This is a genomic window from Sulfitobacter guttiformis, from assembly GCF_003610455.1.
In the GTDB taxonomy this organism is placed as follows: domain Bacteria; phylum Pseudomonadota; class Alphaproteobacteria; order Rhodobacterales; family Rhodobacteraceae; genus Sulfitobacter; species Sulfitobacter guttiformis.
Genome location: NZ_RAQK01000001.1, coordinates 944599 through 967118, shown reverse-complemented (window position 1 = coordinate 967118; position 22520 = coordinate 944599). Strand labels below are relative to the sequence as shown.

The window sequence follows — 22520 nt, the reverse complement described above, 5'->3', positions numbered from 1 at the left end:
GCAATTGGCTGTAACCGACGATCTTTCCGATTATCTGATCGCGCCTGATCCGGAGGCGCGAAGGCTGACCCGCGTGGTGACGGGGGTCGACCACGATGGGGTTGCCCAGCAAATCAACGTCGTCGAGGAGCGGCCTCTGACGATATATCTCAACAGTCAGGAAATCGTGACGGCGATGACCATCGGCGACTATCCCGACTACCTCGCACTCGGGTTTCTGCGCAATCAGGGAATGTTGCGGGAGGGCGACGATATTACCGGCGTCGAGTATGACGAAGACCTCGAGGTTGTCGTTGTGCGTACATCGCGCAAGACTGACTATGAGGAGAAGCTGCGCCGAAAGACCCGCACCAGCGGCTGTGCTGTTGGCACCGTGTTTGGAGATATGATGGAGGGACTGGAGGGGGTTGTGCTGCCGCAAACGCCGGTGCGCACCTCTTGGCTCTACGCGCTATCCGCCAAGATAAACCGCACGCCGAGCCTTTATTTACAGGCGGGTGCGATCCACGGCACCGTGCTGTGCTGTTCAGACCGTCCATTGGTTTATATGGAGGACGTAGGGCGCCATAACGCTGTTGATAAAATTGCGGGCTGGATGTTGTCCGAAGGGGTCAGTGCGGAGGATAAGATCCTTTATACTACGGGCCGCCTGACGTCTGAAATGGTGATCAAGACTGCGATGATGGGCATACCTGTCCTTGCCTCGCGCTCGGGCTTTACGGCATGGGGCGTGGAGATTGCCCAACAAGTCGGTCTTACCCTCATCGGGCGGATGAAGGGGCGGCGGTTTATGTGTCTTGCAGGTGAGGCGCGCTTGCTGCGCGACGCCGACCCAGCCGCTATCGAGGAAGAGCCGCGGCGCGCAGGCCGGAAGAGCGCGCCATGAGTGATGCAGTCGTGTGGCGTCAATGTGTAGATGGCGCAGGTTTGCGGCGCGATCGCACAGCGCTTGCCCCAGAGTTGAGAGCCAGTCAAATCCACTGGCCGCATGCGTGCGCCGCACCGCACCGAATAAGGGCGCCCGCCTTGGGAACAGGCGGAGTGCTTCGCGGGATTGCAATAGTTGCTCCAGTTGTGCGAGCCACGGCGAAGGAGGTTCCCGCCGATCTGAAATCATGGCTGGAGGCCGCCCTATGAAACAACCTTTTGGCGTTATACTCGCGGGGGGGCAGGCAACGCGCATGGGCGGCGGCGATAAGGGGTTGCGGATGCTGGGCGGTCAGACACTGATTTCGCGTGTCGAAGCGCGGTTGGCGCCTCAGGTCGCGGCGCTGGCGCTGAACGCAAATGGTGATCCTGCGCGGTTTGCCTCAATGGCCATGCCCGTGATTGCAGACAGTATTGAGGGATTCGCGGGGCCGCTGGCCGGTGTCCTGGCTGGTCTCGACTGGGCCGCGACGCAGGGTGCAGATACGATTGTGACAGCCGCTGCCGACACACCTTTTTTCCCCTGTGATCTGGTGCCGCAGCTTCTGCTTGCCTCAGAGGGTATGACGCATCCGCTTGTCCTTGCTGCTACACCTGACGAACAGCGCGGTGCGGCACGCCATCCGACATTCGGTCTTTGGCCAGTTGCCCTCCGCGATGATTTGCGCGCCGCGCTGAAAGGGGGATTGCGCAAGGTCGTGCTGTGGACGCAGGTACACGGCGGGCGTGAGGCACTGTTCCCGCAAGAGGAAGCGTTTTTTAACGTCAACACCCCCGATGATCTGGCTCGCGCCGAGGCGATGCTATGAAGCTCTACGGTGTCGTCGGCTGGAAAAACGCGGGCAAGACAGGGTTGATGGAACGGCTGGTAACAGAGATCACGGGGCGGGGCTTTTCCGTCTCGACGGTAAAGCATGCCCATCACAGTTTCGATGTGGATCATGCTGGCAAGGACAGCTTTCGCCACCGCGAGGCGGGTGCATCGCAGGTTTTGCTCGCATCGCGTAACCGCATCGCATTGATGCACGAGCTGCGCGGCGCACCCGAGCCTGCACTCGACATGTTGCTGGCGCAGCTTGCTCCGGTCGATCTGGTACTGATCGAAGGGTACAAGCGCGACGCGCATCCAAAAATCGAGGCGCACCGTGCCGTGACCGGAAATCCTCTTATTGCAAGCGACGATCCGTCTGTTCGTGCTGTGGCCAGCGACGTTTCCGTGACACTTGACCGGCCTGTTTTCAATCTTGATGATACTGTCCTGATTGCTGATTTCATTCTGCGCGAGGTTGGATTGTGAGGCCTTTTGACACTGTCGTCGTGGTAGATTGGTCAGCAGGAAAGCGCAAAGGTCCAAAGCCGCAAAAAGACGCTATCTGGCTTGGGATTACGCAGGATGGCGCGTCCTTAGAGCCGGTGTATTGCAGGTCGCGGCAGATAGCAGAGCAAGAGATCATCCGCCTGATCGCTGCTGAAAAAAAGGCGGGGCGCCGTCTGCTGTGTACGTTCGATTTCCCCTTCGGCTATCCCGCCGGATTTGGGCGGCATGTGACCGGATCGGATGACCCTTTTGAAGTGTGGAAATGGTTTGACGACCGGATCGAGGATGCGGTGGATGGCAGTAACAACCGCTTTGATCTGGCCGAAATTCTGAATGAAATGTTTCAGGGCGCAGGTCCGTTCTGGGGTAAATTGCACAAAGACCGCTGGCCTGAAATTCCCTACCGCAAGGCGGGAATCGTTTTTGATTCATTCGCGGAAAAACGCGCCTGTGACCTTGTCTCAAAGGCGTCATCGTCATGTTTTCAGTTGGCATTTCCGCCGACAGTAGGCGGTCAGGCGATGATGGGCTTTCCGATGCTAAATCGACTGCGGCGTCTCGGAGAGGTGGCAGTTTGGCCATTCGAGGCGTGTGAGGAAGCCCCAGTGGTGCTGGCCGAAATTTGGCCCGGTGTTATAGAGAAAGCGGTTAAATCTGCTCTGGCTGTTGAGGGCTCTGATAGGATACGCGACAGGACGCAGGTGCGCCTTCTGGCAGACGCGCTCGCACGCTTGCCCGTGGACCGCCTCTCCGCGCATATGAAGGATATTCCGCCTGCTGCCCGTGAAGAGGGATGGATACTGGGGGCGGGCCTCACGGAAGAGCTTATTAGCCTTGCAGCCCGCACGCCGCCTCTGCGCAATGATTGTTTTGCGCTGCCCCAAGGGGTGCATTGGACGCCTGTCGCGGAGGCGCTAGCGCTGCTTGAGGGCAGACTTGTGGCTGTTGCACAGGTTGAGAACGTGCCGATAACGCAGGCCTGTGGCCGTATTGCGGCTCACGATGTATCCGCCGCCCGCGCTAATCCGGCACTGCCGAACACAGCCGTTGACGGGTATGGATTTGCCGGAGGCCGTCCAGATGGAATGCACCGTTTGCCGCTGGTACAGGGCCGTGCCGCAGCGGGGGACGCCCCTGCAGATGTACCGCCGGGTTTCGCAATCCGTGTACTAACCGGCGCAGTACTTCCTCAGGGTGTTGATACGGTCATCCTTCAGGAAGATGTCTCTGTCTCAGATAGGCATATTATGTTTCAGGGCATGCTCAAGCGAGGCTCCAACACCCGGAGCGCGGGGGAGGATGTCGCGGCGGGTGATGTGATCGTAAGTGCTGGCCGACGCATCACCGCCGCCGATCTTGCTCTTCTGGCTGCCACAGGTCTGTCGCAAATTGCCGTCCGCAAACGGCTGCGCGTGGGCGTTCTTTCTACCGGAGACGAACTGGTCGAGGCGGGGGCCTCTGCGGCGGCGGGCCAGATTTATGATGCAAATCGGCCCATGCTTTTGGCCTTGTTAGAGCAGATGGGGCACGAAGCTGTTGATCTGGGCCAGGCGCCGGACGACCGCGTAGTGATGCGCCGGATGCTCGATAATTGCGTAGAGCGGGTTGACGCCATTATAACCAGCGGCGGCGCTTCCGCTGGAGACGAAGACCACGTCTCTGGCCTGCTGGAAGAGGCCGGCGCTATGACGCTTTGGCGCATCGCTATCAAACCGGGGCGACCACTTGCCCTTGGAATGTGGCGCAACATTCCTGTGTTCGGTTTGCCGGGTAATCCTGTTGCGGCGATGGTCTGTACCTTGATATTCGCGCGGCCGGCGCTGGGCCGTCTTGCGGGGGCAGCATGGCAGGTGCCTCAGGGTTTTGAGGTGCCCGCCGCGTTCTCCAAGCGTAAAAAGGCTGGCCGCCGCGAGTATCTGCGCGCCCGCATCCGTGATGGCCGCGCCGAAGTGTTCGTTTCTGAAGGTTCGGGGCGGATCAGCGGGCTGAGCTGGGCAGAGGGTTTGGTTGAATTAGATGAGGATGCACGAGAGGTCGCAGAAGGCGATCCGGTGCGGTTCATCCCGTTTGGAAGTTTCGGAATCTAGGAGGATGGTGATGGTAAAGTCGACAATTTTCATGCTTGTCTTGGCAGGTGGTGCGCAGGCAGCAGATTGTGAGGGACCAAATCTGCGTTTTATTGAAAGCGCGCCGTGGGATCGCTTTGAGCTGGTGATGGGCATACAGCCATTGATGTCTGTAACTGTCGATTTGCGCGGTTCGGCCGGTCAACTGATTTTCGATACGGCGGACGGGGGTACAGGTGTCGATGTGTTCCAGCCGCTGCGTGACGAGGGTGGCACCACTGCGGGTGTCGTGGCAGATGGCGCGCAGGCTGTTCGGGTAGCGCTGCGCGATGGGGCTCCCCACTCGCGTGCTGTCTTTTCTATCGATGTTGATGACCGCCTCAAGGTGTCAGATCTGGGCCAGATCCGCGTTACAGGCGGCGAAATGGCGGGCGCGTCTGTGGTGTTCGAAACAGTGGCTGGTAATATACTAAGGGCCGTTTTTGACGCGGAGAATCGCGCGCAAGTTTGCCCCTGAGGTGCGATAGCTTCAGTCGAACGTACCCGCCACCCGCCCGAGCAACATGAACGCGCGGGCAGTGCGTGTATCGGCCATCGCCGAAATTTCCTCGTCGCTTGATACTTTTTCGAAATTGGCGAACAGTCTGTCGAAGCGGCGTAAAAAATGGTGCGCGGCATCGCGGAAGATGGGATCCTGCTTCATCCGACCAGCAGTCAGGGCCAAGGACGAGCGGTCGCGGATACCACCCAGAGCGGCAACAGGACGCCCGCGTGCGCCTTGCCCGAACATGCGCCATATCTCGGTTCGCGCCCGGTCGGGGGTGAGATCGTCCATGTAAATGCCATCCTGACTCAACAAGGTCAGGATGTCTTGAGATGCCTGAATAAGTTGGGCGGCGTTACGGTCCTTCATGGCGCGGCGTAGGGCGGCAAAACCGGCCTCATCCTCTGCCGTTTCAGGAAAGTTGAGCGCACGGATCAGATCCTCGGCCGCCAGCACGGGCGCCATATCAGCACTTTGTGTGCCTAGTGCGAGGGTCGGCTGATCGTCCGGGGGTGCCACAGCCGGCGCGGGCTTTGGAGCGCGCGACGATTCCTCGCGGCGGGTGGAAAATGTCGCGAGCGCGGTTTCGGTTTTGCGCGTTGCGGCCGCAATCTCGTCGAGTTTGCGGTTGACGGACGGTTCGTTTCTGAAACCGCCACCCTGTTGCTGGGCGATATAGGCGTGGCGTATTGCGTCGATTGCGGCCTGCAAGCGTTGGCTTTCTTCACGCATGACACGGCTGGCACGGGCGGCAGTTGCCGCGACCCAGATCATCGCAACCGGCATGAAAACCGCCAGCATTGTCATCAAAAACCGCAGACCTCCCTGACCCTCTGGAACCGAGGGCTGGGTCATGAAGACAAAGAAAATCAAACATCCCAGTAACCAGATCACCGACATCGCAATTGCTGCGACTTCGATGCCGGTTATGCCTTCCGCGCGTGTTTTGTCATATATGCCCAAGGGGGTTGGACGGGCGGAAGGGTTTTTGAGTGTTGATTTGCGCAAAGCGCCGGTGGCGGGGCGTGCGCCTGAGCTATCTTCGGATGGGCCGTCAGACATGGTTACCGCTCCGCTTAGGCATAAACGATTTTGAGGACCTCATAGGATTTAACACCTCCCGGTGTGCGGACTTCGACGCTGTCGCCTTCGTCCTTGCCGATCAGCGCCCGCGCGATGGGTGATTTGATGTTGAGCATACCCTTTTCGATATTGGCCTCATATTCGCCAACAATCTGATAAGTCTTCTCTTCTTCGGTAACCTCATCCACAAGTGTCACCTTGGCACCAAATTTGATTGTGCCGGACAGTTTTGCAGGGTCAATTACATCGGCAAGCGAAATCGCCCCCTCAAGTTCTTTTACACGTCCCTCAATGAAAGACTGCTTTTCTTTGGCGGAATGGTATTCGGCATTCTCCGATAGATCCCCATGCTCGCGCGCTTCGGCAATCGCCTTGATGATGGCGGGCCGTTCCACGGTCTTGAGGTGCTTGAGCTCGGTCTCGAGGGCGATGTGCCCACCGCGAGTCATTGGTATTTTTTCCATGGCATCGGTGTCCGTAATACTAAGGCGCGCCCCGAATGCGGTTCGGGGCGCGTGTTGGTGTTGTCTTTTACCTGACCTATGTTGAGCATCAAATGCAAGCGGATAAGCCGATGATGGCGGCGCGGTTTCGCCGAAACACATCACGGGCACAGCATGATTGCCGTGGCAACTGGCGCATCGTTTTCAAGCATCCGACCGGCGCAAATGGTCCGCGCGGCTGCCGGCAAATCCCGTCAAAAACCCAGCTAGTGAGGGGGATGCGCGTAAAGTTAAGGCAAAAACACGCCCCTGCGACGATTTTAACGTATCGTCGTGATTGCAAACTACTGTTCCAGTCGCTACCTCAATTCAAACCTTTTTCACCGACCGGGAGCAAGAATGATGGCCGAGAACGAACGCGAAGCGATGGAATATGACGTTGTTATCGTCGGTGCAGGGCCTGCGGGTCTGTCGGCGGCCATACGTCTCAAGCAGCTCGATTCCGAGCGTACTGTCGTTGTGCTGGAAAAAGGCTCAGAGGTAGGTGCGCACATTCTCTCGGGTGCGGTTTTGGATCCTGTCGGTCTCGACGCATTGATTCCTGACTGGAAAGAAAAAGGCGCGCCGCTGAACGTCCCTGTCGTTGAAGATAACTTTTATGCTCTGGGTGCTGCGGGCGAAGTGCGCATTCCGAATTTTCCGATGCCGCCTTTGATGAACAACCACGGCAACTATATCGTTTCTATGGGTAATGTCTGTCGCTGGATGGCCGAACAGGCGGAAGAACTCGGGGTCGAAATCTTTCCCGGGATGGCCTGCTCCGAGATCGTCTACGGCGAAAATGGTGAAGTCAAAGGCGTGGTCGCGGGCGAAATGGGCAAGAGTGCCGATGGCACCCCGGGCCCGAGCTATGAGCCCGGAATGGAACTGCACGGCAAATACGTTTTCCTCAGCGAGGGTGTACGCGGATCATTGTCCAAGCAGGTGATCGAGAAGTACGATCTGGCCAAGGGTAAAGAGCCCCAGAAATATGGTCTTGGCATGAAAGAAATCTGGGAGATTGATCCCGCCAAGCACAAATTAGGATCCGTCACCCATACAATGGGTTGGCCGCTGGGTAAGAAAGCGGGTGGTGGATCATTTATCTATCATCTCGAAAACAATCAGGTCTACGTCGGTTTCGTGGTCCACCTTGGCTACAAAAACCCGCATGTGTTTCCCTACATGGAATTCCAGCAGTTCAAGCATCATCCGATGGTGGCCGAGTTGCTCAAGGGCGGTAAGCGCGTGGCCTATGGCGCGCGTGCGATCACCGAAGGCGGCTATCAATCGATGCCAAAGATGGTCGCACCTGGTGTGGCTCTGCTTGGGTGTTCGGTGGGCATGGTCAATGTACCGCGTATCAAGGGCAACCATAATGCAATGATTTCCGGCAAAGCTGCGGCAGAGGCGGCGCATGAGGCAATCATTGCCGGACGCTCGGGAGACGAACTGCCTGACTATGAGAAGGAAGTCCGCGAAGGTGCGATCGGTCAGGACCTGTTCAAAGTTCGCAACGTAAAACCGCTGTGGTCGAAATACGGCCTTGCCGCCTCGCTTGCGATCGGCGGCTTCGATATGTGGTGCAACACGCTGTTCAACTTCTCTCTGCTTGGAACGATGCCGCATGGTAAAAACGATGCCGACGCGACGGAGCTTGCTTCCAAACACAAACAGATTGCCTATCCCAAGCCGGATGGCAAACTTAGCTTTGACCGTCTGACAAATGTGGCGTTTTCCTTTACCAACCACGAGGAAAGCCAGCCCGCGCATCTGCAGCTCAAGGATGCGACCGTGCCTGTCGAGGTTAACCTCGCCAAATACGCGGGTCCATCAGCACGCTATTGCCCTGCAGGCGTATACGAATTTGTGGAAGAGGCGGGAAAAGACACCCGTTTCGTTATCAACTTCCAGAACTGTGTGCATTGCAAGACATGCGACATCAAAGACCCTAGCCAGAACATTGTCTGGACAACTCCGCAGGGTGGAGACGGTCCGAACTACCCGAACATGTGATCAATAACCGCGGCTTCCTGCCTATTCAGGTGGGGGGCCGCCATTGCGCGTATGCGCAAACATGCTAGCCTGTCTTAAAACGAAAAGGCTTGAGCATATGCGAAATTTCCTGACTTCTGTGAGTATTGCCGCCCTCGGGATTGCCCTGAGCATTGGCGCCCCTGCACCTGTTTCGGCTGAAACACTTGCGGGATCCTATCTTGCGGGTCGCAGTGCGTCCGTGCGCAATGACTTTGGCATCGCTGCGAAATATTATGGCAGCGCGCTGGCCCGGGACCCGTCGAACGTCGAACTCATGGAGAGCGCTGCGTTATCGTATCTGGCACTTGGCGATATCAGCAAAGCATTGCCGCTGGCCAAAGCGATCATTGATGCGGGCCAGCGCTCGCATGTGGCGCAAATGGTGACCACAGCCGGACTGATCGACGATGGTGATTTTGTGGCTCTCGCGGCGCATGAGGCGGGCACCGACGGGATTAGCCCGTGGGTCGATGGTTTGGTCAAGGGGTGGGCCCTGATCGGCAGCGACGACGTGAGTGGCGCGCTTGCCCAGTTCGATTCTATCGAGGCCGACGCTGGCATGCGCGGCATTGTGCAGTTTCACAAGGCGCTGGCCCTTGCGACTGTGGGCCGCTACGCAGACGCTGAGGCGCTGTTTGCATCCGAGGCACCGGGGTCTGCAGCGCGCACACGGCGCGGCGTGATCGCTCGGGTCGAGATCTTGTCCCAGCTGGGGCGTAACGAAGACGCCGTACAGGTCATTGCATCCACATTCAGTGGCGCGACCGATCCCGAGTTAGATATCCTGATTGCCAATCTCGAGACCGGGGCACAGCTGCCGTTTACCCATGCACCAACGGCCCGTGCTGGCCTTTCCGAAGTTTTCTTTACCTTTGCGGCTCTTCTGCGGGCCGAGCAGGCAAGTGATTACTACACCCTGCTATATGCCCGCATAGCGCGGCATCTGCGCCCCGACCACGTCGATGCCCTACTGCTGACGGCCGAATTGTTGGAGCAGCTGGGACAGTACGAATTGGCGATCGAGGAATATCGCGCCGTTGATGCCGATGATCCGGCATTTCACGTAGCCGAGCTGGGGCGTGCCGCTGGATTGCGCCGCCTCGACAAGGTCGATCAGGCGATCGAAGTCCTTGAGCAATTGACCCGCAGTCACGGTAATCTCGCTGTTGTTCATGCGACCCTCGGCGACATTTTCCGCGCGCAGGATCAGGATCAGGCAGCTATTGCAGCCTACACAAAAGCAGTTGACCTGACAGACAAAGGCGATGACCGCGCATGGTTTTTGTATTTTTCCCGCGGTATTGCCTACTCCCAAGATGGCGATAACGTGTCCGCCGAAGCCGATTTCCGCGCCGCTCTGGCAATCAATCCCGATCAGCCGCAGGTCCTCAACTATCTGGGGTACTCACTCGTCGAGGAGCAGCGCAAACTTGACGAAGCCCTCGGGATGATTGAACGGGCAGTCGCGGCGAGCCCCGATAGCGGCTATATCGTCGACAGCCTCGGATGGGTCTACTACCGCCTTGGTCGCTATGACGAGGCAGTGATCCAAATGGAGCGCGCCGTAGAGCTTGAAGCTGTTGATCCGGTAGTAAATGATCATTTAGGTGATGTTTACTGGGCAGTTGGCCGTAAACGCGAAGCGCAATTTCAATGGAAACGTGCGCTTTCATTTGTCGAGTTCAGCACCATGGACACCGAAGCAGAGCCTGACCGTATCCGCCGAAAGCTCGAGGTGGGCCTTGATGTTGTCCTGGTAGAAGAGGGTGCCGAGCCCTTGAAGGTGGCGAATGACAATTGAGGGTTTTGCGCCCGCTAAGGTTAACCTAAGTCTTCATGTCACTGGGCAACGCGCTGATGGCTATCATCTGCTCGACAGCTTGGTCGTGTTTGCAAGTGTCGGTGACCGGCTTTGGCTGGATAAAACTGATACCATGAGCATGGAGATCTCAGGCCCTTTCGCAAATGGCGTCCCGACAGACGCGCGCAATCTGGTCTGGCAAGCTGCAGAACTGGCAGGAGTCAAAGGTCATATCCAGCTGGAGAAAAACCTGCCTCACGGCGCCGGGCTCGGGGGGGGGTCTGCCGATGCAGCGGCCCTGCTGCGCAGCCTGTTCGGCCAGCTTGTGGATGATGGTATCGGCTTGGAAGGCGCGCTATCGTTGGGCGCTGATGTACCTGTCTGCATCGGTTCGATTCCACAGAGGATGCACGGCATCGGAGACCTTTTGCAAGCGGTCCAGCCCATGCCCCGATGCCATATTGTTCTTGTAAATCCTTCTGTAGCGGTGCCCACAGGTGCGGTGTTTGAGGGGCTTGAGATAAAAGATAACCCTGCGATGGATGCGTTTGACGGGTTCGAGGGCGTTGCCGCGTTGGTCGGGTGGTTGCAATCCCAACGTAACGATCTTGAGGCTCCCGCACGTGCTGTGGCGCCCGTGATCGGGCAGGTTTTGGATGCTCTTGATGACGCTCTGATTGCCCGCATGTCGGGGTCGGGAAGCACGTGTTACGGAATTTATCCTGATAGCGCCGCAGCAGATAGCGCCGCCGCGCGTATTCGAAGAGCCTACAACAACTGGTGGGTCGTCTCAACGCAAACAGCAGGTCAAACCCCTAGCTGATACGTGCGACCACATAATCTGCCAGATCAACAAGCAAACCTTTTATTTCATGATCAGGCAGAATGGCGAGCGCAGCCTTTGCTGTGTCGGCCCACATCAGCGCGTCAGCCTTTGTCGTGTCCAGTGTGCCATGTTTGTTCAACAGCGCCAGCGCATGCTCCAGATCGCCGTCTACCTGCTTGCCCTTCTCGATGGTGCGGACCCAGAATGCGTGCTCCTCGGCATCTGCCAAGGCGACGGCCTTAATCACCGGTAGCGTCAGTTTACGCTCGCGGAAATCATCGCCGATGTTCTTGCCGGTGGCGTCACTGCCTTGATAATCCAGTAGATCGTCCACAATCTGGAAGGCGATCCCCAGCGCGTCGCCATAGTCAAAAAGCGCTTTTACGTGGTCCTCAGGTGCGTCGGAAATAACACCTCCCACTTCTGTCGCAGCAGAGAAGAGGGCAGCAGTTTTTCCGCGCACAACTTGAAAATATACGGCTTCGGTCGTTGCCAGATTCTGTGCAGCCGTAAGTTGGAGCACTTCCCCTTCTGCGATCGTGGCAGCTGCATTTGACAGAATTTTCATGACCCGCATCGAGCCGGGCTCAGTCATCAACTGGAAGCTGCGCGCAAACAGGTAATCCCCCACGAGCACAGAGGATTGATTGTCCCAGAGCAAATTCGCGGTGGGCCGCCCGCGGCGCTGGGCGCTCTCGTCGACCACATCATCATGCAGCAGGGTGGCCGTGTGAATAAACTCCACCGTGGTCGCCAGATGGATGTGATAGGGACCGGTATAGCCGCAGAGTTTTGCAGCCGCGAGCGTGAGCATAGGGCGCAGCCGCTTGCCGCCCGCCTCAACAAGATGGGCGGTAACCTGTGGTATGCGCGGTGCATGCTCGGATGCCATACGCTCGCTGATCATGATACTCACGGCATCAAGATCATCTTTCAGAACGGCGGCAAGACGGTCATGTGGTTTCTGGCTCGATTGGTCGCTCATATTTTCCCGCATCCTAGCGCTCGACAAGGCCACTGGCCCCGGATTACATCACTGCCATGAAAGAACTTTTGCGCAGCACCGACCCTACGATCATGGCCTTTGCCCAAGCTCTGTTGCAGGGGGAGGACATAGACTGTTTTCAGATGGACGTAAATATGAGCATCCTCGAAGGTGGCATCGGAATTTTCCCGCGCCGCCTCATGGTGCGGACAGACGATCATGAAGATGCGGTGCGCGTGATGCGCGACAACGAGATCCCGCTGGGCCTGTGAGTGAAGTCGATTTGACCTACGATGCATTCCTTGGCGGTCTGGTGCATCTATGGCAACCGCGCACAGGATACCGCGCTGGCGTCGATCCTGTACTGCTTGCGGCCAGTATTCCTGCGGTTTCCGGCCAGCGTGTACTTGAACTCGGTTGTGGTGTCGGCGCTGCGATTCTGTGCCTCGGCGCGCGTGTGGAGGGACTGGTTCTCACCGGTGTAGAGCGTGAGGCCGTGTATGCCGGTTTGGCAATGCGCAACGGCGGCAGCAGTCTGGAGGTTGTGGAGGCCGACCTTGCAGCCTTGCCTTTGACAGTCCGAGAGCGACAATTTGACCATGTTCTCGCCAATCCACCCTACTGGCGGCGGCTGGCCTCTGTTGCGACGGGCGACACCCTGCGGGAGGCGGCCTTGGGCGAGCAGACACCGCTGTATCTTTGGGTGCAAACAGCGGCCAAACGGCTTGCCCCAAAAGGTATGCTGCACCTCATTCACCGCGCCGAGCGTTTGCCCGAGTTGCTGGCCGCGTTGCCACGCGACATGGGTAGCATTGAGGTATTGCCGATTGCTGCGCGTGAGGGGCGCGGCGCGGAGAGGATCATTCTGCGGGCCCGAAAATCAGGAAGGGCGGATTTCCGCTTGCACACTCCCCTTATTCTGCACTGCGGCGACCTGCATATCGACGGTGATCAGTATACCCCAAAAGTGCGCGCCGCCTTGCGTGCAGGGGCTGCGCTTGATTTTTGAGCGGTGTTAAGCAAATTTTTACCACTATTGGCGTTATGCTGCGGGGCGGCGTGACTTCTAATCAGGGGCATGCTTGAGTGAAATTGCACTTTTAACAACTGGAGGAAGTATGTCCCTAAACGCACATCTTGAGACGTTGAAGAAAAAGCACCGTGACATGGGTGAGGCGATCGAATCCGCCCAACGTGCGCCCGGCATTGACGGCCTCAAAGTGGCCGATTTGAAGAAACAAAAGATGCGACTGAAAGAAGAAATCAGCCGTCTGTCCGAATAATCACTTTTGAGAAAAGCTGGCGCGCGCTGCAACAACCGCGCCGCCAGTGATCAGCAGCCCTGCCCAGAGCAGTGTCATGCTGGGCGCGGCAAAGCCCGCCACAATCAAGGCGACAGTAGATAGAAGGGGCGCCGCATACGAACTCGCGCCAAAGACCTGAATGTCACCACGCTTGCACCCGATATCCCAGACATAAAATGCCAACCCAACAGGGCCAAGCCCGAGCCCTGCAATGCTTGCCCAGCCGAGCAGTGTGTCGGGTAGAAGTGGTTCCTCGAACGTCAGGTGCAGCGGTAGGGACAGTGCAGAGGTGGTAAGGCAGAACACCGCGACGCTGGCCGTGGGGGCGGTGCCTACCAGTCGTGATAGGACGGAATAGCCGGCCCATGTAAAAGCGGCGAGCAGGGCCAGAATATAGCCCGAAAGGTGATCACCGCTCATACTTGCTTCACCACGCAGAATGATGAGGGAGGCCCCTGTGAGCCCCAGTAGCGCGCCTATGATATGGCCTGCGCGTAACTTCTCGGAAGGGAGGAAGCCCGAAAACACAACGATCAACAGAGGCCAGAGATAGGCGATAAGTCCCGCCTCGGCCGCTGGAGCAAGGCGGAGCGCAGAGAAGTACAGAAGATGATAACAAAACAGGCCCAACGCGCCAAAGATATAGACACGCATGGGAACCTGCCGCATCAGGCCGAAGCTGCCAGTTTGCCAAGCCCACAACAGGCCGACAGTGCCGCCGATGCCGAAACTGAGTGTATTGAGCAGCAACGGAGGGGTAGGAGCTGATCCAACAGTGAACAGTGCCAACAACGCCCAGAGCAGCACTGCGATAAACCCTGTTGCAGTTGCTTTTGTGCGGCTCATCGGGCGGAAAACTCCAACAGGTTGAGATTTTCGGTGATATGAGCGGTTTTTTCGATCTCTTCGAGCATCCAATCGCGGAACGCGGCAATTTGTGGGCGCGTTTCCATTCCTTTGAGGCAGAGGAAACTGAAGCGTGCTCCAGTTGGCAAGGCAGTCGGGAAGGGCGCGACCAGTCGCCCTTCGGCAAGATCCTTGACGACAAGAGCGCGCCGCCCCATCACAATTCCCACCCCGGCCAGTGCCGCATCGAGAGCGTGATCGGATTGGGAAAAGCGCGGCCCCAGCGTAGGGATGAATGGGGCGTTCATGGCTGCGAACCAATCCGCCCATGTCACGGGTGTGTCGAGGAAGTTAATCGAATCGTCAAAGATGATCGGAGCGTTGTGCAGGCTCTCTACGGTTGGGAATTGCGCGGCGATTGCGGGCGTCATGACGGGCATCACCCATTCTTCAGCCAGCGGCAGCGTATAAAGGTCAGGGGAGGGCCCTGTACCAAAGCGGATCGCAACGTCTACATTGTCTCGCATCAGATCCATCCGGTGGAGAGCTGCGGCAAATCGTAATTCAATTTCTGGATGGGTCTGCGCAAATTCATACAGACGCGGCGCCAGCCATTTCGCTGTGAACGCAGGGCCAGCTGTGACAGTCAGGGTTTGAGTGTCCTGTGTGCGCAACGCGGCGCGCCATGCTGTGGCCAGTGTCTGGAAACCCTCGGCTGCACCATGAGACAACGCGGCTCCAGCTTCGGTCAACTCGACTGCGCGGTTGAGGCGGCGAAAGAGCGGTGCGCCAAGATGCTCTTCAAGAGATTTGATCTGAAATGACAGGGCTGCGGGCGTGACATTCAGCTCGGCTGCGGCTTGCGCGAACGACAAATGGCGCGCAGCGGCGTCAAAAGCGCGTAAAGCCGTGAGTGGCGGTAACCTGTTCGTCATGCTTCAGTTAAGTATACCTTAACTGAAAGGTTGAAAAGTCTCGTTTGTCGCGGGTGAGGCAAAAGGCGATACTGGGAGCAACAAAGTTGTCTTGATCCAATATTGATCAATCAGGAGCCAGAATATGTTTGAAGCAACCACGAATCCCGCCGCCCGTGCCGCAATGAATTCCGCCCATATTGCGCGTGGTCGTATGATTGCAGATTTCTGGGCATGGCTGCGCAGCTAGGGCTTTTTACCGGCGTTTTGAATGCTGGTGCGCATAGCGCCGTGGGGCCGGTGGAGTGATCCACCGGCCCCAGTTTTTTCAGCCCTGTTGCGGAGTGTCATCGCGCCATTAAACGAAGAACTGCGCACCATTTGCAGAAATCGTAGAGCCGTTTATGAAGCCCGCGTCATCGGAGACGAGGAACGATACGGCCCGCGCAATTTCCTCTGGCTCGCCCAGGCGGCCGGCAGGGATTTGTGCAATGATGCCTTCACGCACCTTTTCGGGCACTGCCATTACCATATCAGTTCCGATATAGCCGGGGCAGATCGCATTCGCCGTGATATTTGCGTGTGCGCCTTCTTGGGCCAGTGATTTCACGATGCCAAGATCGCCAGCCTTTGTGGCGGCATAATTTACCTGAGCGAACTGACCCTTCTGGCCGTTGATCGAGGAGATAACGACAATCCGACCGAATTTACGTTCGCGCATGCCGGGCCAAATCGGATGGATCGTGTTGAATACACCTGTAAGGTTGGTGCCGATCACTTCATTCCATTGGTCAGGCGTCATTTTATGGAATGGGGCATCACGGGTAATGCCGGCATTGGCTACGATAATTTCGATCGGGCCAAGCTCTGCTTCGACCTTCGCAATGCCCTCTTTTGAGCTGTCATAATCGGCGACATTCCATTTGTAGGTCTTGATGCCCGTTTCTGCAGTAAACGCGCTCGCGGCGTCGTCATTGCCTGCGTATGTCGCGGCGACGGTGTAGCCCTTGTCTTTGAGTTCTTTTGAAATAGCGGCGCCGATCCCGCGGCTGCCTCCGGTTACAAGTGCGACACGCGACATATGATTCTCCCAAAAGTAATGTTGTTGCTCTGTTAAGCGTAGGCGCGCAATTATATTGCGCGCCCGATTTGTTTAAGGCCGTTCCAGGCACATGGCAACACCCATGCCACCGCCAATACACAAAGTTGCCAGACCTTTTTTCGCGCCGCGCCGCTTCATTTCAAACAACAGCGTGTTCAAAACCCGCGCGCCAGAAGCCCCGATGGGGTGGCCAATCGCAATGGCTCCGCCGTTGACGTTTACAATTGCGGGATCCCAGCCCATCTCTTTATTCACCGCGCATGCTTGTGCAGCAAAGGCCTCGTTTGCTTCGACAAGGTCCAGATCTGCTGCGGTCCAGCCTGCTTTTTCGAGCGCTTTGCGCGAGGCATAGATTGGTCCTGCGCCCATGATTGAAGGGTCAAGGCCTGCTGTTGCATAGGAGGCGATCCGCGCGAGAGGCTCGATGCCGCGCTTTTCAGCATTTTCCGCACTCATCAACAGGGCACCGGCGGCGCCATCATTCAGGCCGGAGGCATTCGCCGCCGTGACGGACCCGTCTTTTGTGAACGCGGGGCGCAATTTAGCCATCGCGTCCATCGTGGCGCCGTGGCGAATATATTCGTCTGCGTCCACAATGGTGTCGCCCTTCCGGCCCGGGACGGTAAATGCAAAAATTTCGTCCTTAAAGCGACCCTCCTTCTGGGCTGCTTCGGCCTTGTTCTGGGAACCTACGGCAAACTCGTCCTGCTCGTCGCGGGTGATCTGCCATTTGCCGGCGACATTTTCGGCCGTCTGGCCCATGTGATATCCGTTGAACGCATCCCAAAGTCCGTCTTTGATCATGGTATCAATGAGCTGCATATCGCCCATTTTCTGGCCTGCGCGCATGTTTTGTGCGTGCGGCGACATTGTCATGTTTTCCTGACCTCCTGCGGCAACTATATCGGCATCGCCTAGCTGGATATGCTGCGCTGCGAGGGCTACGGCACGCAGGCCGGAGCCACAAACCTGGTTGATCGACCATGCCGAGGATTCGATTGGAAGGCCCGCATTGACATGGGCCTGACGGGCAGGGTTTTGGCCCTGTGCCGCAGTGAGGACCTGGCCGAGGATTGTTTCGGAGACTTCTGACGGGTCGACACCTGCACGCGCCACGATTTCTTTCAGCATGGCAGCGCCCAGATCATGGGCTGGTGTATTGGCAAACGAGCCGCCGAAGCTGCCGACGGCAGTGCGGGCGGCGGAGGCGATAACAACATTGGTCATGGAATGCGGTCCTCTTGATATGACGCGTGGCGAGGCGGTTTACCGACTGGAGCACGAGGGATCGCGCAGTCATTTCCTCACCTTGTCTTAGAGGTTATCGCAAGGGGCGCGGCGCGGCAAGAAGACCCGTTTTCGGGCTACATTCTTACGCGCTTTTGTAGTTAGCTGCATCGTGGGCCCAGTCTGGACGTGTTGTGGGGGCCGAAAAGTAGTATCCCTGCAAGCAGTCGATGCCAATATTTCTTGCGGTCATGGCATCTTCTGTTGTCTCGATGCATTCGGCTACGGTGAGCATCTCGAATTGTTGCGCAATACCGAAAAGAGCGCGCACAACAGCCTGATTGTCGGGACTGGTTGAGATGCCACGCATGAACTGACCGTCAATTTTAAGAATATCAAAGTCAAAGTCTCTGAAGTAGCGGATCGCCATGTGGCCGGAACCGAAATTATCCATGGCAAAGCAAATGCCTCGCGGCTGCAGGCGAGCGATGAAATCAATGACCAATTCCGGCACGAGCATCGCAGAATTTTCTGAGATTTCAAGGATGAGCCTCTCCCCTAGCGCGGGGGATTCGTTCAAGAACCGATTAAGGCAGTTCATCCATGGTTTGTAGCCGATCGAGCGTGCTGACATATTTATCGACAGCCTCAGGCTTCCATTACTTTTGAGGCTGCTGAGCCCATGACGGAGCGCCAGCACGTCTATCTCCCGCCCTGTTTCTGTATCCTCGATTTTGCTCATAAACTCCCCCGCGGGAATGACACGTCCTGTGGGATCAAGAACACGGATCAAGCCTTCGTAAAATCCTGTTTGCCCCATCTCGTCGCTGCGGATCACCGGCTGGAAGGCCAGCATGGTCTGGTTGTGGGCAATCGCCTCTTTTACCATATCCAAAGTGCTTAGCTTGCCCTGAGAAATGGCAAAATCAAGCGGGCTGAGAGAGCCACCGTTTGCGCTGGCGATTTTGCGACGTGTGATGCCTTTCACGGGAGTATCCTCTTTATCGTGTGTCCTGATGCCGACCGTGAGAGGGACATTGGGCAAGAGCGGCTAAAAAGATGTTAAAGGCTTTGTTTTGTGCGAAATGTAGTAAAGCAGAGTTTAAGATTACGGAGGCTGGACATGACGCGGTGTGAATGGGCTGGGCCTGAACAAATCTACATTGACTATCACGACACAGAATGGGGCGTACCTGAGTACGACAGCCGCGCGCTGTGGGAAAAGCTGGTTCTGGACGGATTTCAAGCCGGGCTCAGCTGGATAACGATACTGAAAAAGCGGGATGCGTTTCGTACCGCGTTCGAAGGCTTTGACCCACACGTCATTGCCCGATGGAGCGAGCAGGATGTGCAGCGTCTATTAAGCAACTCAGGGATCATCCGCCACCGAGGAAAGATTGAGGCGACAATTACCAACGCGCAAGCGTGGCTTGAAATGGAGGAGGAAGGCGGTTTTGACAGCTTTATGTGGGACCGCGTTGGCGGAGCGCCCTTGCAAAACCGTTTCGAGCGGCAGGCGGATGTGCCGCCCAAAACTGCACTGTCCGAGCAGGTGAGTAAGGACTTGAAGAAAGCTGGCTTCAAGTTTTGCGGCCCTACTATCGTATATGCATGGATGGAGGCATGCGGGCTGGTGAATGATCATCTGGTTGGATGCCATAGGCACGACTTTTGTGCGCGGCTGCAGCGGGATTAGGGGGGGGCAGGAAGGGGCGTTTGCGTGAAATGCGCGACGTCACTGAGTATGATTGGATAGCACCCAGTCAAACAAGTTGTGACGGGAGGCAAAATTCATTTTCTATCATGCGGCCTTTCTGCCAGTCTTCAGCATACTTCTTGGGAGAAGATAGTCGAGATGGACAACGAGCCGCTAAAGGGTTGGAATCATGTTCCAGCCGTCCCGCTTAGGATTTCACCTTTTTTCACTTGGCCGCTGCGTCCTTTGGAAATGCTTTCTTGGGTGTGGAATTCGTGGTTTCTGATCACTGAAAAGCTCATCATCGTGGCGATTGCGTTTGCCTCGTTCTATTGGTTCCAGCCGCCTCTGGGGGAAACGCAAACACTTGCGTTTGGGTGGATAGCCGAGATGTATCTTCGGAACCTGTTGTTGATGACTGCGGTAGCGGGCGGACTGCACTTGTATTTCTACTCTTTCACAAAACAGGGCAAAGAGCTGCGGTATGACCCACGCCCGCTGATGAAGAATGGTCGCCAGTTTACGTTGGGCGGTCAAATCAAAGATAATGTTTTCTGGACGCTGGCCAGCGGTGTAACGGTTTGGACCACATACGAGGTGCTAATGTTTTGGGCGCTGGCGAACGGGTATGCGCCGTTGCTTACATGGGCGGCGCATCCTGTGTGGTTCGTGGTGATGTTTTGGGCCATTCCGGTCTGGGAAAGCTTTTACTTCTATTGGATACACCGTTTTCTGCACATTCCGTTTTTCTATAAACATATTCACGCCCTGCATCATCGTAATATAAATGTCGGGCCTTGGTCGGGCTTGTCGATGCATCCGGTTGAACATGTGATCTTCCTCGGGTCTGTCTTAATCCATTGGGTGGTGGCCGCTCACCCTGTGCACATCCTTTTCCACCTGCAATACTACGCGCTGACCGCTGTCACGACACATACCGGATTTGAGGGTTTGGTCGTCAAGGACAAGAAGCGGCTGGCGCTGGGCACCTTTCATCACCAGATGCATCACAGATATTTCGAGTGTAATTACGGCTCGCTTGAAATTCCCTGGGACAAACTGTTCGGGTCATTCCACGACGGTACCAGCAGAGCGGATGCGCTGATGAAAGAACGACGTAAACGGATGATGGGAAGCTAGGAATACGCTTCGTGGGGTCAATGGAGCCTGCACAGCCAATCCACGGCACGGTCCAACTGCCTTTCGAGGCAAGACATAGATAGCGGGCATTGGATGCTTTGACATGTCACGACTGCGGAAGCAGGGAGGCGCGCCCCGATTGCTGCGTTGTCCAACCTGATGCATTGACTCCCCGTATCATATCACTGTAAGCGCGCATCTGTTGGTGTTGGTGGACCTCGCAAGAGGATCCCTGTCGGAGCATTCGCTCAGAGGACAACGCCCTTTACTGCCTCATACGCAATTTTGCGGGAGGCCACAAAAAGGAGAACAGCCGTGACAAAACGCACCGCTGCCAAGCACAAAATTGACCGCCGCATGGGCGAAAACATCTGGGGCCGTCCAAAGTCACCAGTAAACCGTCGTGAATATGGCCCCGGCCAGCACGGTCAGCGCCGCAAGGGCAAGATTTCCGATTTCGGTATCCAGCTGCGTGCCAAGCAGAAGCTCAAGGGTTACTACGGCGACCTGACCGAAAAGCAGTTCCGCCGCATTTACGGCGAAGCCGAGCGTGTAAAAGGCGATACAGGTGAGAACCTGATTGGTCTGCTCGAGCGTCGCCTTGACGCGGTTGTGTATCGTGCCAAGTTCGTTGCAACCGTATTTGCTGCGCGCCAGTTCGTGAACCACCGCCACGTCCGCGTGAACGGCAAGCTGGTTAACATTCCTTCCTACCGCGTAAAAGAGGGTGATGTGATCGAAGTGCGTGACCGTTCCAAGCAGATGGTCGCGTTGATCGAAGCGACACAACTCTCCGAGCGTGACGTGCCTGACTACCTCGACGTGGATCACTCCAAAATGACAGCAACGTTCGTGCGCACACCTGCGCTGGGCGACGTGCCATACCCTGTTGTAATGGAACCAAACCTGGTCGTGGAATTCTACGCCAAAAACTAAGCTGTGGCGCTTGAGCCGATACGTTGGCTTTGCTGTCATCACTTTGCTATTTGAAATTCGCCCTGCCGGTTTACCGGCGGGGCGTTTTTTGTAGGAAAGCGCGGCATTTGGTGCCACACGGCGCACATATGCAAATCTCGGGTGGCTGTGGCAGGTTTGAAGCGCTAAAAGGCCGTGAGCAAATGAAAGAGTCCTGACCTGACATGACACAAATTATCACGCCCCAACCCGGAATTATGGATGTTGCCCTGTATCAAGGTGGGGCCTCCCATATCGCAGGGCAAGATAACGCGCTCAAGCTAAGCTCGAACGAGAACCCTTTTGGACCGTCGCCCGCTGCGCTTAAGGCCTATGAGACAGCAGGGCGCCAATTGCACCGCTATCCCAGCTCGGACCACGCGGAGTTGCGCGGCGCGATTGCAGAGGTTTATGCCCTTGATCCGGCGCGGATAATCTGTGGTGCGGGCTCGGACGAGATCATTACCTTTTTGTGTCAGGCCTATGCAGGGCCAAACACCGAAGTGATCCATACCGAACACGGGTTTGCAATGTACCGGATTTCTGCACTGGTTGCGGGTGCTACACCCGTAGAGGTGTGCGAGCATGAGCGGGTCACAGACGTCGATGCGATCCTTGCTGCTTGCACAGACAAGACCCGGTTGGTGTTTTTGGCCAATCCCAACAACCCCACCGGAACCATGATCGGGCTTGGCGACATTGCGCGGCTGGCGGATGCTCTGCCCCCCAAGGCGCTGCTAGTACTTGACGGGGCTTATGCGGAATATGTCGAAGGATATGACGGTGGTGCTGCATTGGTGGATTCGCGTCAGAATGTCGTTATGACCCGCACATTTTCCAAGATTTACGGGCTGGGAGGGCTGCGCATCGGCTGGGGCTATGGGCCTGCGCATGTAATCGATGTGTTGAACCGCGTGCGGGGACCTTTCAACTTGGGCAATTCAGCTCTTGCCGCCGCAGAGGCAGCCGTTCGTGATGTTGCTTATGTCGATCATTGCCGTTCTGAGAATGCGCGCTGGCGCACGTGGCTGGCGGACGGGTTGGCCGAAATCGGCCTGCCGTCCGATGTGTCTCTTGCAAACTTCGTCCTTGCGCGGTTTTCATCGCAGCAAGAGGCAGAAGCCTGCGACACCTATCTGCAATCCAAAGGACTGATCGTGCGCCGTGTGGCGGGATACAAGCTGCCCACCTGCTTGCGGATCACAGTGGGCGACGAAAGCGGTTGCCGCCGTGTGGTCCATGCTGTTCGCCAGTTCAAGGAAGGCTGA

23 protein-coding genes are annotated in these 22520 nt (G+C 56.9%); 15 read left to right on the top strand and 8 right to left on the bottom strand.

The features are described from left to right. Window positions 1–4: 4 nt before the first annotated feature. The 5 genes from C8N30_RS04645 to C8N30_RS04625 all read left to right on the top strand — a co-directional run bounded on the left by C8N30_RS04645 (window position 5) and on the right by C8N30_RS04625 (window position 4828). Complete coding sequence (locus C8N30_RS04645; RefSeq protein WP_409373581.1) at window positions 5–886, top strand: formate dehydrogenase accessory sulfurtransferase FdhD; 882 nt, start codon at window positions 5–7, stop codon at window positions 884–886. Window positions 887–1133: 247 nt separating this feature from the next. Further along, on the top strand, window positions 1134–1736 hold the full coding sequence (gene mobA / locus C8N30_RS04640; RefSeq protein ID WP_025063335.1) for a molybdenum cofactor guanylyltransferase MobA: 603 nt from the start codon (window positions 1134–1136) through the stop codon (window positions 1734–1736). Continuing rightward, window positions 1733–2224, top strand: coding sequence for a molybdopterin-guanine dinucleotide biosynthesis protein B (mobB, locus tag C8N30_RS04635; RefSeq protein ID WP_025063334.1), 492 nt, complete (start codon window positions 1733–1735; stop codon window positions 2222–2224). Before mobA ends, mobB begins: the two co-directional genes overlap by 4 nt. After that, entirely contained in the window at window positions 2221–4332 is a 2112-nt protein-coding gene (locus C8N30_RS04630; RefSeq protein ID WP_025063333.1) for a molybdenum cofactor synthesis domain-containing protein, read from the top strand. Before mobB ends, C8N30_RS04630 begins: the two co-directional genes overlap by 4 nt. 10 nt (window positions 4333–4342) lie before the next feature. After that, entirely contained in the window at window positions 4343–4828 is a 486-nt protein-coding gene (locus C8N30_RS04625; RefSeq protein ID WP_025063332.1) for a hypothetical protein, read from the top strand. Window positions 4829–4840: 12 nt separating this feature from the next. Here the strand turns inward: C8N30_RS04625 and C8N30_RS04620 are convergent, their stop codons facing one another. Continuing rightward, window positions 4841–5917: a hypothetical protein gene (locus C8N30_RS04620; protein ID WP_025063331.1), complete on the bottom strand. Its 1077-nt coding sequence runs from the start codon at window positions 5915–5917 to the stop codon at window positions 4841–4843. Window positions 5918–5931: 14 nt separating this feature from the next. Next, window positions 5932–6402, bottom strand: a complete 471-nt coding sequence (greA, locus tag C8N30_RS04615; RefSeq protein ID WP_025063330.1) for a transcription elongation factor GreA — start codon at window positions 6400–6402, stop codon at window positions 5932–5934. 381 nt (window positions 6403–6783) lie between these two features. On the opposite strand from greA, the gene C8N30_RS04610 reads away from it, so the two are divergent. The 3 genes from C8N30_RS04610 to C8N30_RS04600 all read left to right on the top strand — a co-directional run bounded on the left by C8N30_RS04610 (window position 6784) and on the right by C8N30_RS04600 (window position 11081). Beyond that, the gene (locus C8N30_RS04610) at window positions 6784–8436 is read left to right on the top strand and encodes an electron transfer flavoprotein-ubiquinone oxidoreductase (RefSeq protein ID WP_025063329.1); all 1653 of its coding nucleotides are present in this window, start codon (window positions 6784–6786) and stop codon (window positions 8434–8436) included. Window positions 8437–8533: 97 nt separating this feature from the next. Then, window positions 8534–10258: a tetratricopeptide repeat protein gene (locus C8N30_RS04605; protein ID WP_025063328.1), complete on the top strand. Its 1725-nt coding sequence runs from the start codon at window positions 8534–8536 to the stop codon at window positions 10256–10258. After that, complete coding sequence (locus tag C8N30_RS04600; RefSeq protein ID WP_025063327.1) at window positions 10248–11081, top strand: 4-(cytidine 5'-diphospho)-2-C-methyl-D-erythritol kinase; 834 nt, start codon at window positions 10248–10250, stop codon at window positions 11079–11081. Before C8N30_RS04605 ends, C8N30_RS04600 begins: the two co-directional genes overlap by 11 nt. Here C8N30_RS04600 and C8N30_RS04595 read toward each other — a convergent pair. Continuing rightward, window positions 11074–12069, bottom strand: a complete 996-nt coding sequence (locus tag C8N30_RS04595; RefSeq protein ID WP_025063326.1) for a polyprenyl synthetase family protein — start codon at window positions 12067–12069, stop codon at window positions 11074–11076. The two genes, C8N30_RS04600 and C8N30_RS04595, sit on opposite strands and share 8 nt — an antisense overlap. Window positions 12070–12125: 56 nt before the next feature. Here C8N30_RS04595 and C8N30_RS04590 point away from each other — a divergent pair, with 56 nt between their 5' ends. The 3 genes from C8N30_RS04590 (at window position 12126) to C8N30_RS04580 (ending at window position 13352) form a co-directional block, all read left to right on the top strand. Next, a complete protein-coding gene (locus C8N30_RS04590) occupies window positions 12126–12341 on the top strand; it encodes a putative signal transducing protein (protein WP_025063325.1) in 216 nt (71 codons plus the stop codon). An 11-nt stretch (window positions 12342–12352) separates the two neighbouring features. Next, entirely contained in the window at window positions 12353–13078 is a 726-nt protein-coding gene (locus C8N30_RS04585) for a tRNA1(Val) (adenine(37)-N6)-methyltransferase (RefSeq protein WP_232222835.1), read from the top strand. 109 nt (window positions 13079–13187) lie between these two features. Then, complete coding sequence (locus C8N30_RS04580) at window positions 13188–13352, top strand: YdcH family protein (protein ID WP_084273611.1); 165 nt, start codon at window positions 13188–13190, stop codon at window positions 13350–13352. Here C8N30_RS04580 and yddG read toward each other — a convergent pair whose 3' ends face one another. The 5 genes from yddG to C8N30_RS04555 all read right to left on the bottom strand — a co-directional run bounded on the left by yddG (window position 13353) and on the right by C8N30_RS04555 (window position 18450). Continuing rightward, complete coding sequence (gene yddG / locus C8N30_RS04575; RefSeq protein ID WP_025063323.1) at window positions 13353–14219, bottom strand: aromatic amino acid exporter YddG; 867 nt, start codon at window positions 14217–14219, stop codon at window positions 13353–13355. It lies immediately after the preceding gene. Next, entirely contained in the window at window positions 14216–15154 is a 939-nt protein-coding gene (gcvA, locus tag C8N30_RS04570) for a transcriptional regulator GcvA (protein WP_025063322.1), read from the bottom strand. The genes yddG and gcvA overlap by 4 nt, the downstream gene beginning before the upstream one ends. Window positions 15155–15491: 337 nt before the next feature. Continuing rightward, window positions 15492–16214, bottom strand: a complete 723-nt coding sequence (phbB, locus tag C8N30_RS04565) for an acetoacetyl-CoA reductase (protein WP_025063321.1) — start codon at window positions 16212–16214, stop codon at window positions 15492–15494. A gap of 72 nt (window positions 16215–16286) precedes the next feature. Next, window positions 16287–17462, bottom strand: a complete 1176-nt coding sequence (locus tag C8N30_RS04560; RefSeq protein WP_025063320.1) for an acetyl-CoA C-acetyltransferase — start codon at window positions 17460–17462, stop codon at window positions 16287–16289. 145 nt (window positions 17463–17607) lie between these two features. After that, window positions 17608–18450: an EAL domain-containing protein gene (locus C8N30_RS04555; RefSeq protein ID WP_025063319.1), complete on the bottom strand. Its 843-nt coding sequence runs from the start codon at window positions 18448–18450 to the stop codon at window positions 17608–17610. Window positions 18451–18585: 135 nt separating this feature from the next. Here C8N30_RS04555 and C8N30_RS04550 point away from each other — a divergent pair, with 135 nt between their 5' ends. The 4 genes from C8N30_RS04550 (at window position 18586) to hisC (ending at window position 22520) form a co-directional block, all read left to right on the top strand. Then, window positions 18586–19158, top strand: coding sequence for a DNA-3-methyladenine glycosylase I (locus C8N30_RS04550; protein ID WP_025063318.1), 573 nt, complete (start codon window positions 18586–18588; stop codon window positions 19156–19158). A 159-nt stretch (window positions 19159–19317) separates the two neighbouring features. Beyond that, a complete protein-coding gene (locus C8N30_RS04545; RefSeq protein ID WP_025063317.1) occupies window positions 19318–20298 on the top strand; it encodes a sterol desaturase family protein in 981 nt (326 codons plus the stop codon). A 315-nt stretch (window positions 20299–20613) separates the two neighbouring features. Continuing rightward, window positions 20614–21234, top strand: coding sequence for a 30S ribosomal protein S4 (gene rpsD, locus C8N30_RS04540; protein WP_025063316.1), 621 nt, complete (start codon window positions 20614–20616; stop codon window positions 21232–21234). 203 nt (window positions 21235–21437) lie between these two features. Next, window positions 21438–22520: a histidinol-phosphate transaminase gene (gene hisC, locus C8N30_RS04535; protein WP_025063315.1), complete on the top strand. Its 1083-nt coding sequence runs from the start codon at window positions 21438–21440 to the stop codon at window positions 22518–22520.

Coding starts and splice junctions, on each gene's coding strand:
- mobB (WP_025063334.1), top strand. CDS start 1,733: ATGAAGCTCTACGGTGTCGTCGGCTGGAAAAACGCGGGCAAGACAGGG.
- C8N30_RS04610 (WP_025063329.1), top strand. CDS start 6,784: ATGGCCGAGAACGAACGCGAAGCGATGGAATATGACGTTGTTATCGTC.
- C8N30_RS04550 (WP_025063318.1), top strand. CDS start 18,586: ATGACGCGGTGTGAATGGGCTGGGCCTGAACAAATCTACATTGACTAT.
- C8N30_RS04545 (WP_025063317.1), top strand. CDS start 19,318: ATGGACAACGAGCCGCTAAAGGGTTGGAATCATGTTCCAGCCGTCCCG.
- C8N30_RS04620 (WP_025063331.1), bottom strand. CDS start 5,917: ATGTCTGACGGCCCATCCGAAGATAGCTCAGGCGCACGCCCCGCCACC.
- phbB (WP_025063321.1), bottom strand. CDS start 16,214: ATGTCGCGTGTCGCACTTGTAACCGGAGGCAGCCGCGGGATCGGCGCC.
- C8N30_RS04590 (WP_025063325.1), top strand. CDS start 12,126: ATGAAAGAACTTTTGCGCAGCACCGACCCTACGATCATGGCCTTTGCC.
- yddG (WP_025063323.1), bottom strand. CDS start 14,219: ATGAGCCGCACAAAAGCAACTGCAACAGGGTTTATCGCAGTGCTGCTC.
- C8N30_RS04600 (WP_025063327.1), top strand. CDS start 10,248: ATGACAATTGAGGGTTTTGCGCCCGCTAAGGTTAACCTAAGTCTTCAT.
- C8N30_RS04595 (WP_025063326.1), bottom strand. CDS start 12,069: ATGAGCGACCAATCGAGCCAGAAACCACATGACCGTCTTGCCGCCGTT.
- C8N30_RS04580 (WP_084273611.1), top strand. CDS start 13,188: ATGTCCCTAAACGCACATCTTGAGACGTTGAAGAAAAAGCACCGTGAC.
- C8N30_RS04625 (WP_025063332.1), top strand. CDS start 4,343: ATGGTAAAGTCGACAATTTTCATGCTTGTCTTGGCAGGTGGTGCGCAG.
- greA (WP_025063330.1), bottom strand. CDS start 6,402: ATGGAAAAAATACCAATGACTCGCGGTGGGCACATCGCCCTCGAGACC.
- C8N30_RS04605 (WP_025063328.1), top strand. CDS start 8,534: ATGCGAAATTTCCTGACTTCTGTGAGTATTGCCGCCCTCGGGATTGCC.
- mobA (WP_025063335.1), top strand. CDS start 1,134: ATGAAACAACCTTTTGGCGTTATACTCGCGGGGGGGCAGGCAACGCGC.
- hisC (WP_025063315.1), top strand. CDS start 21,438: ATGACACAAATTATCACGCCCCAACCCGGAATTATGGATGTTGCCCTG.
- gcvA (WP_025063322.1), bottom strand. CDS start 15,154: ATGACGAACAGGTTACCGCCACTCACGGCTTTACGCGCTTTTGACGCC.
- C8N30_RS04560 (WP_025063320.1), bottom strand. CDS start 17,462: ATGACCAATGTTGTTATCGCCTCCGCCGCCCGCACTGCCGTCGGCAGC.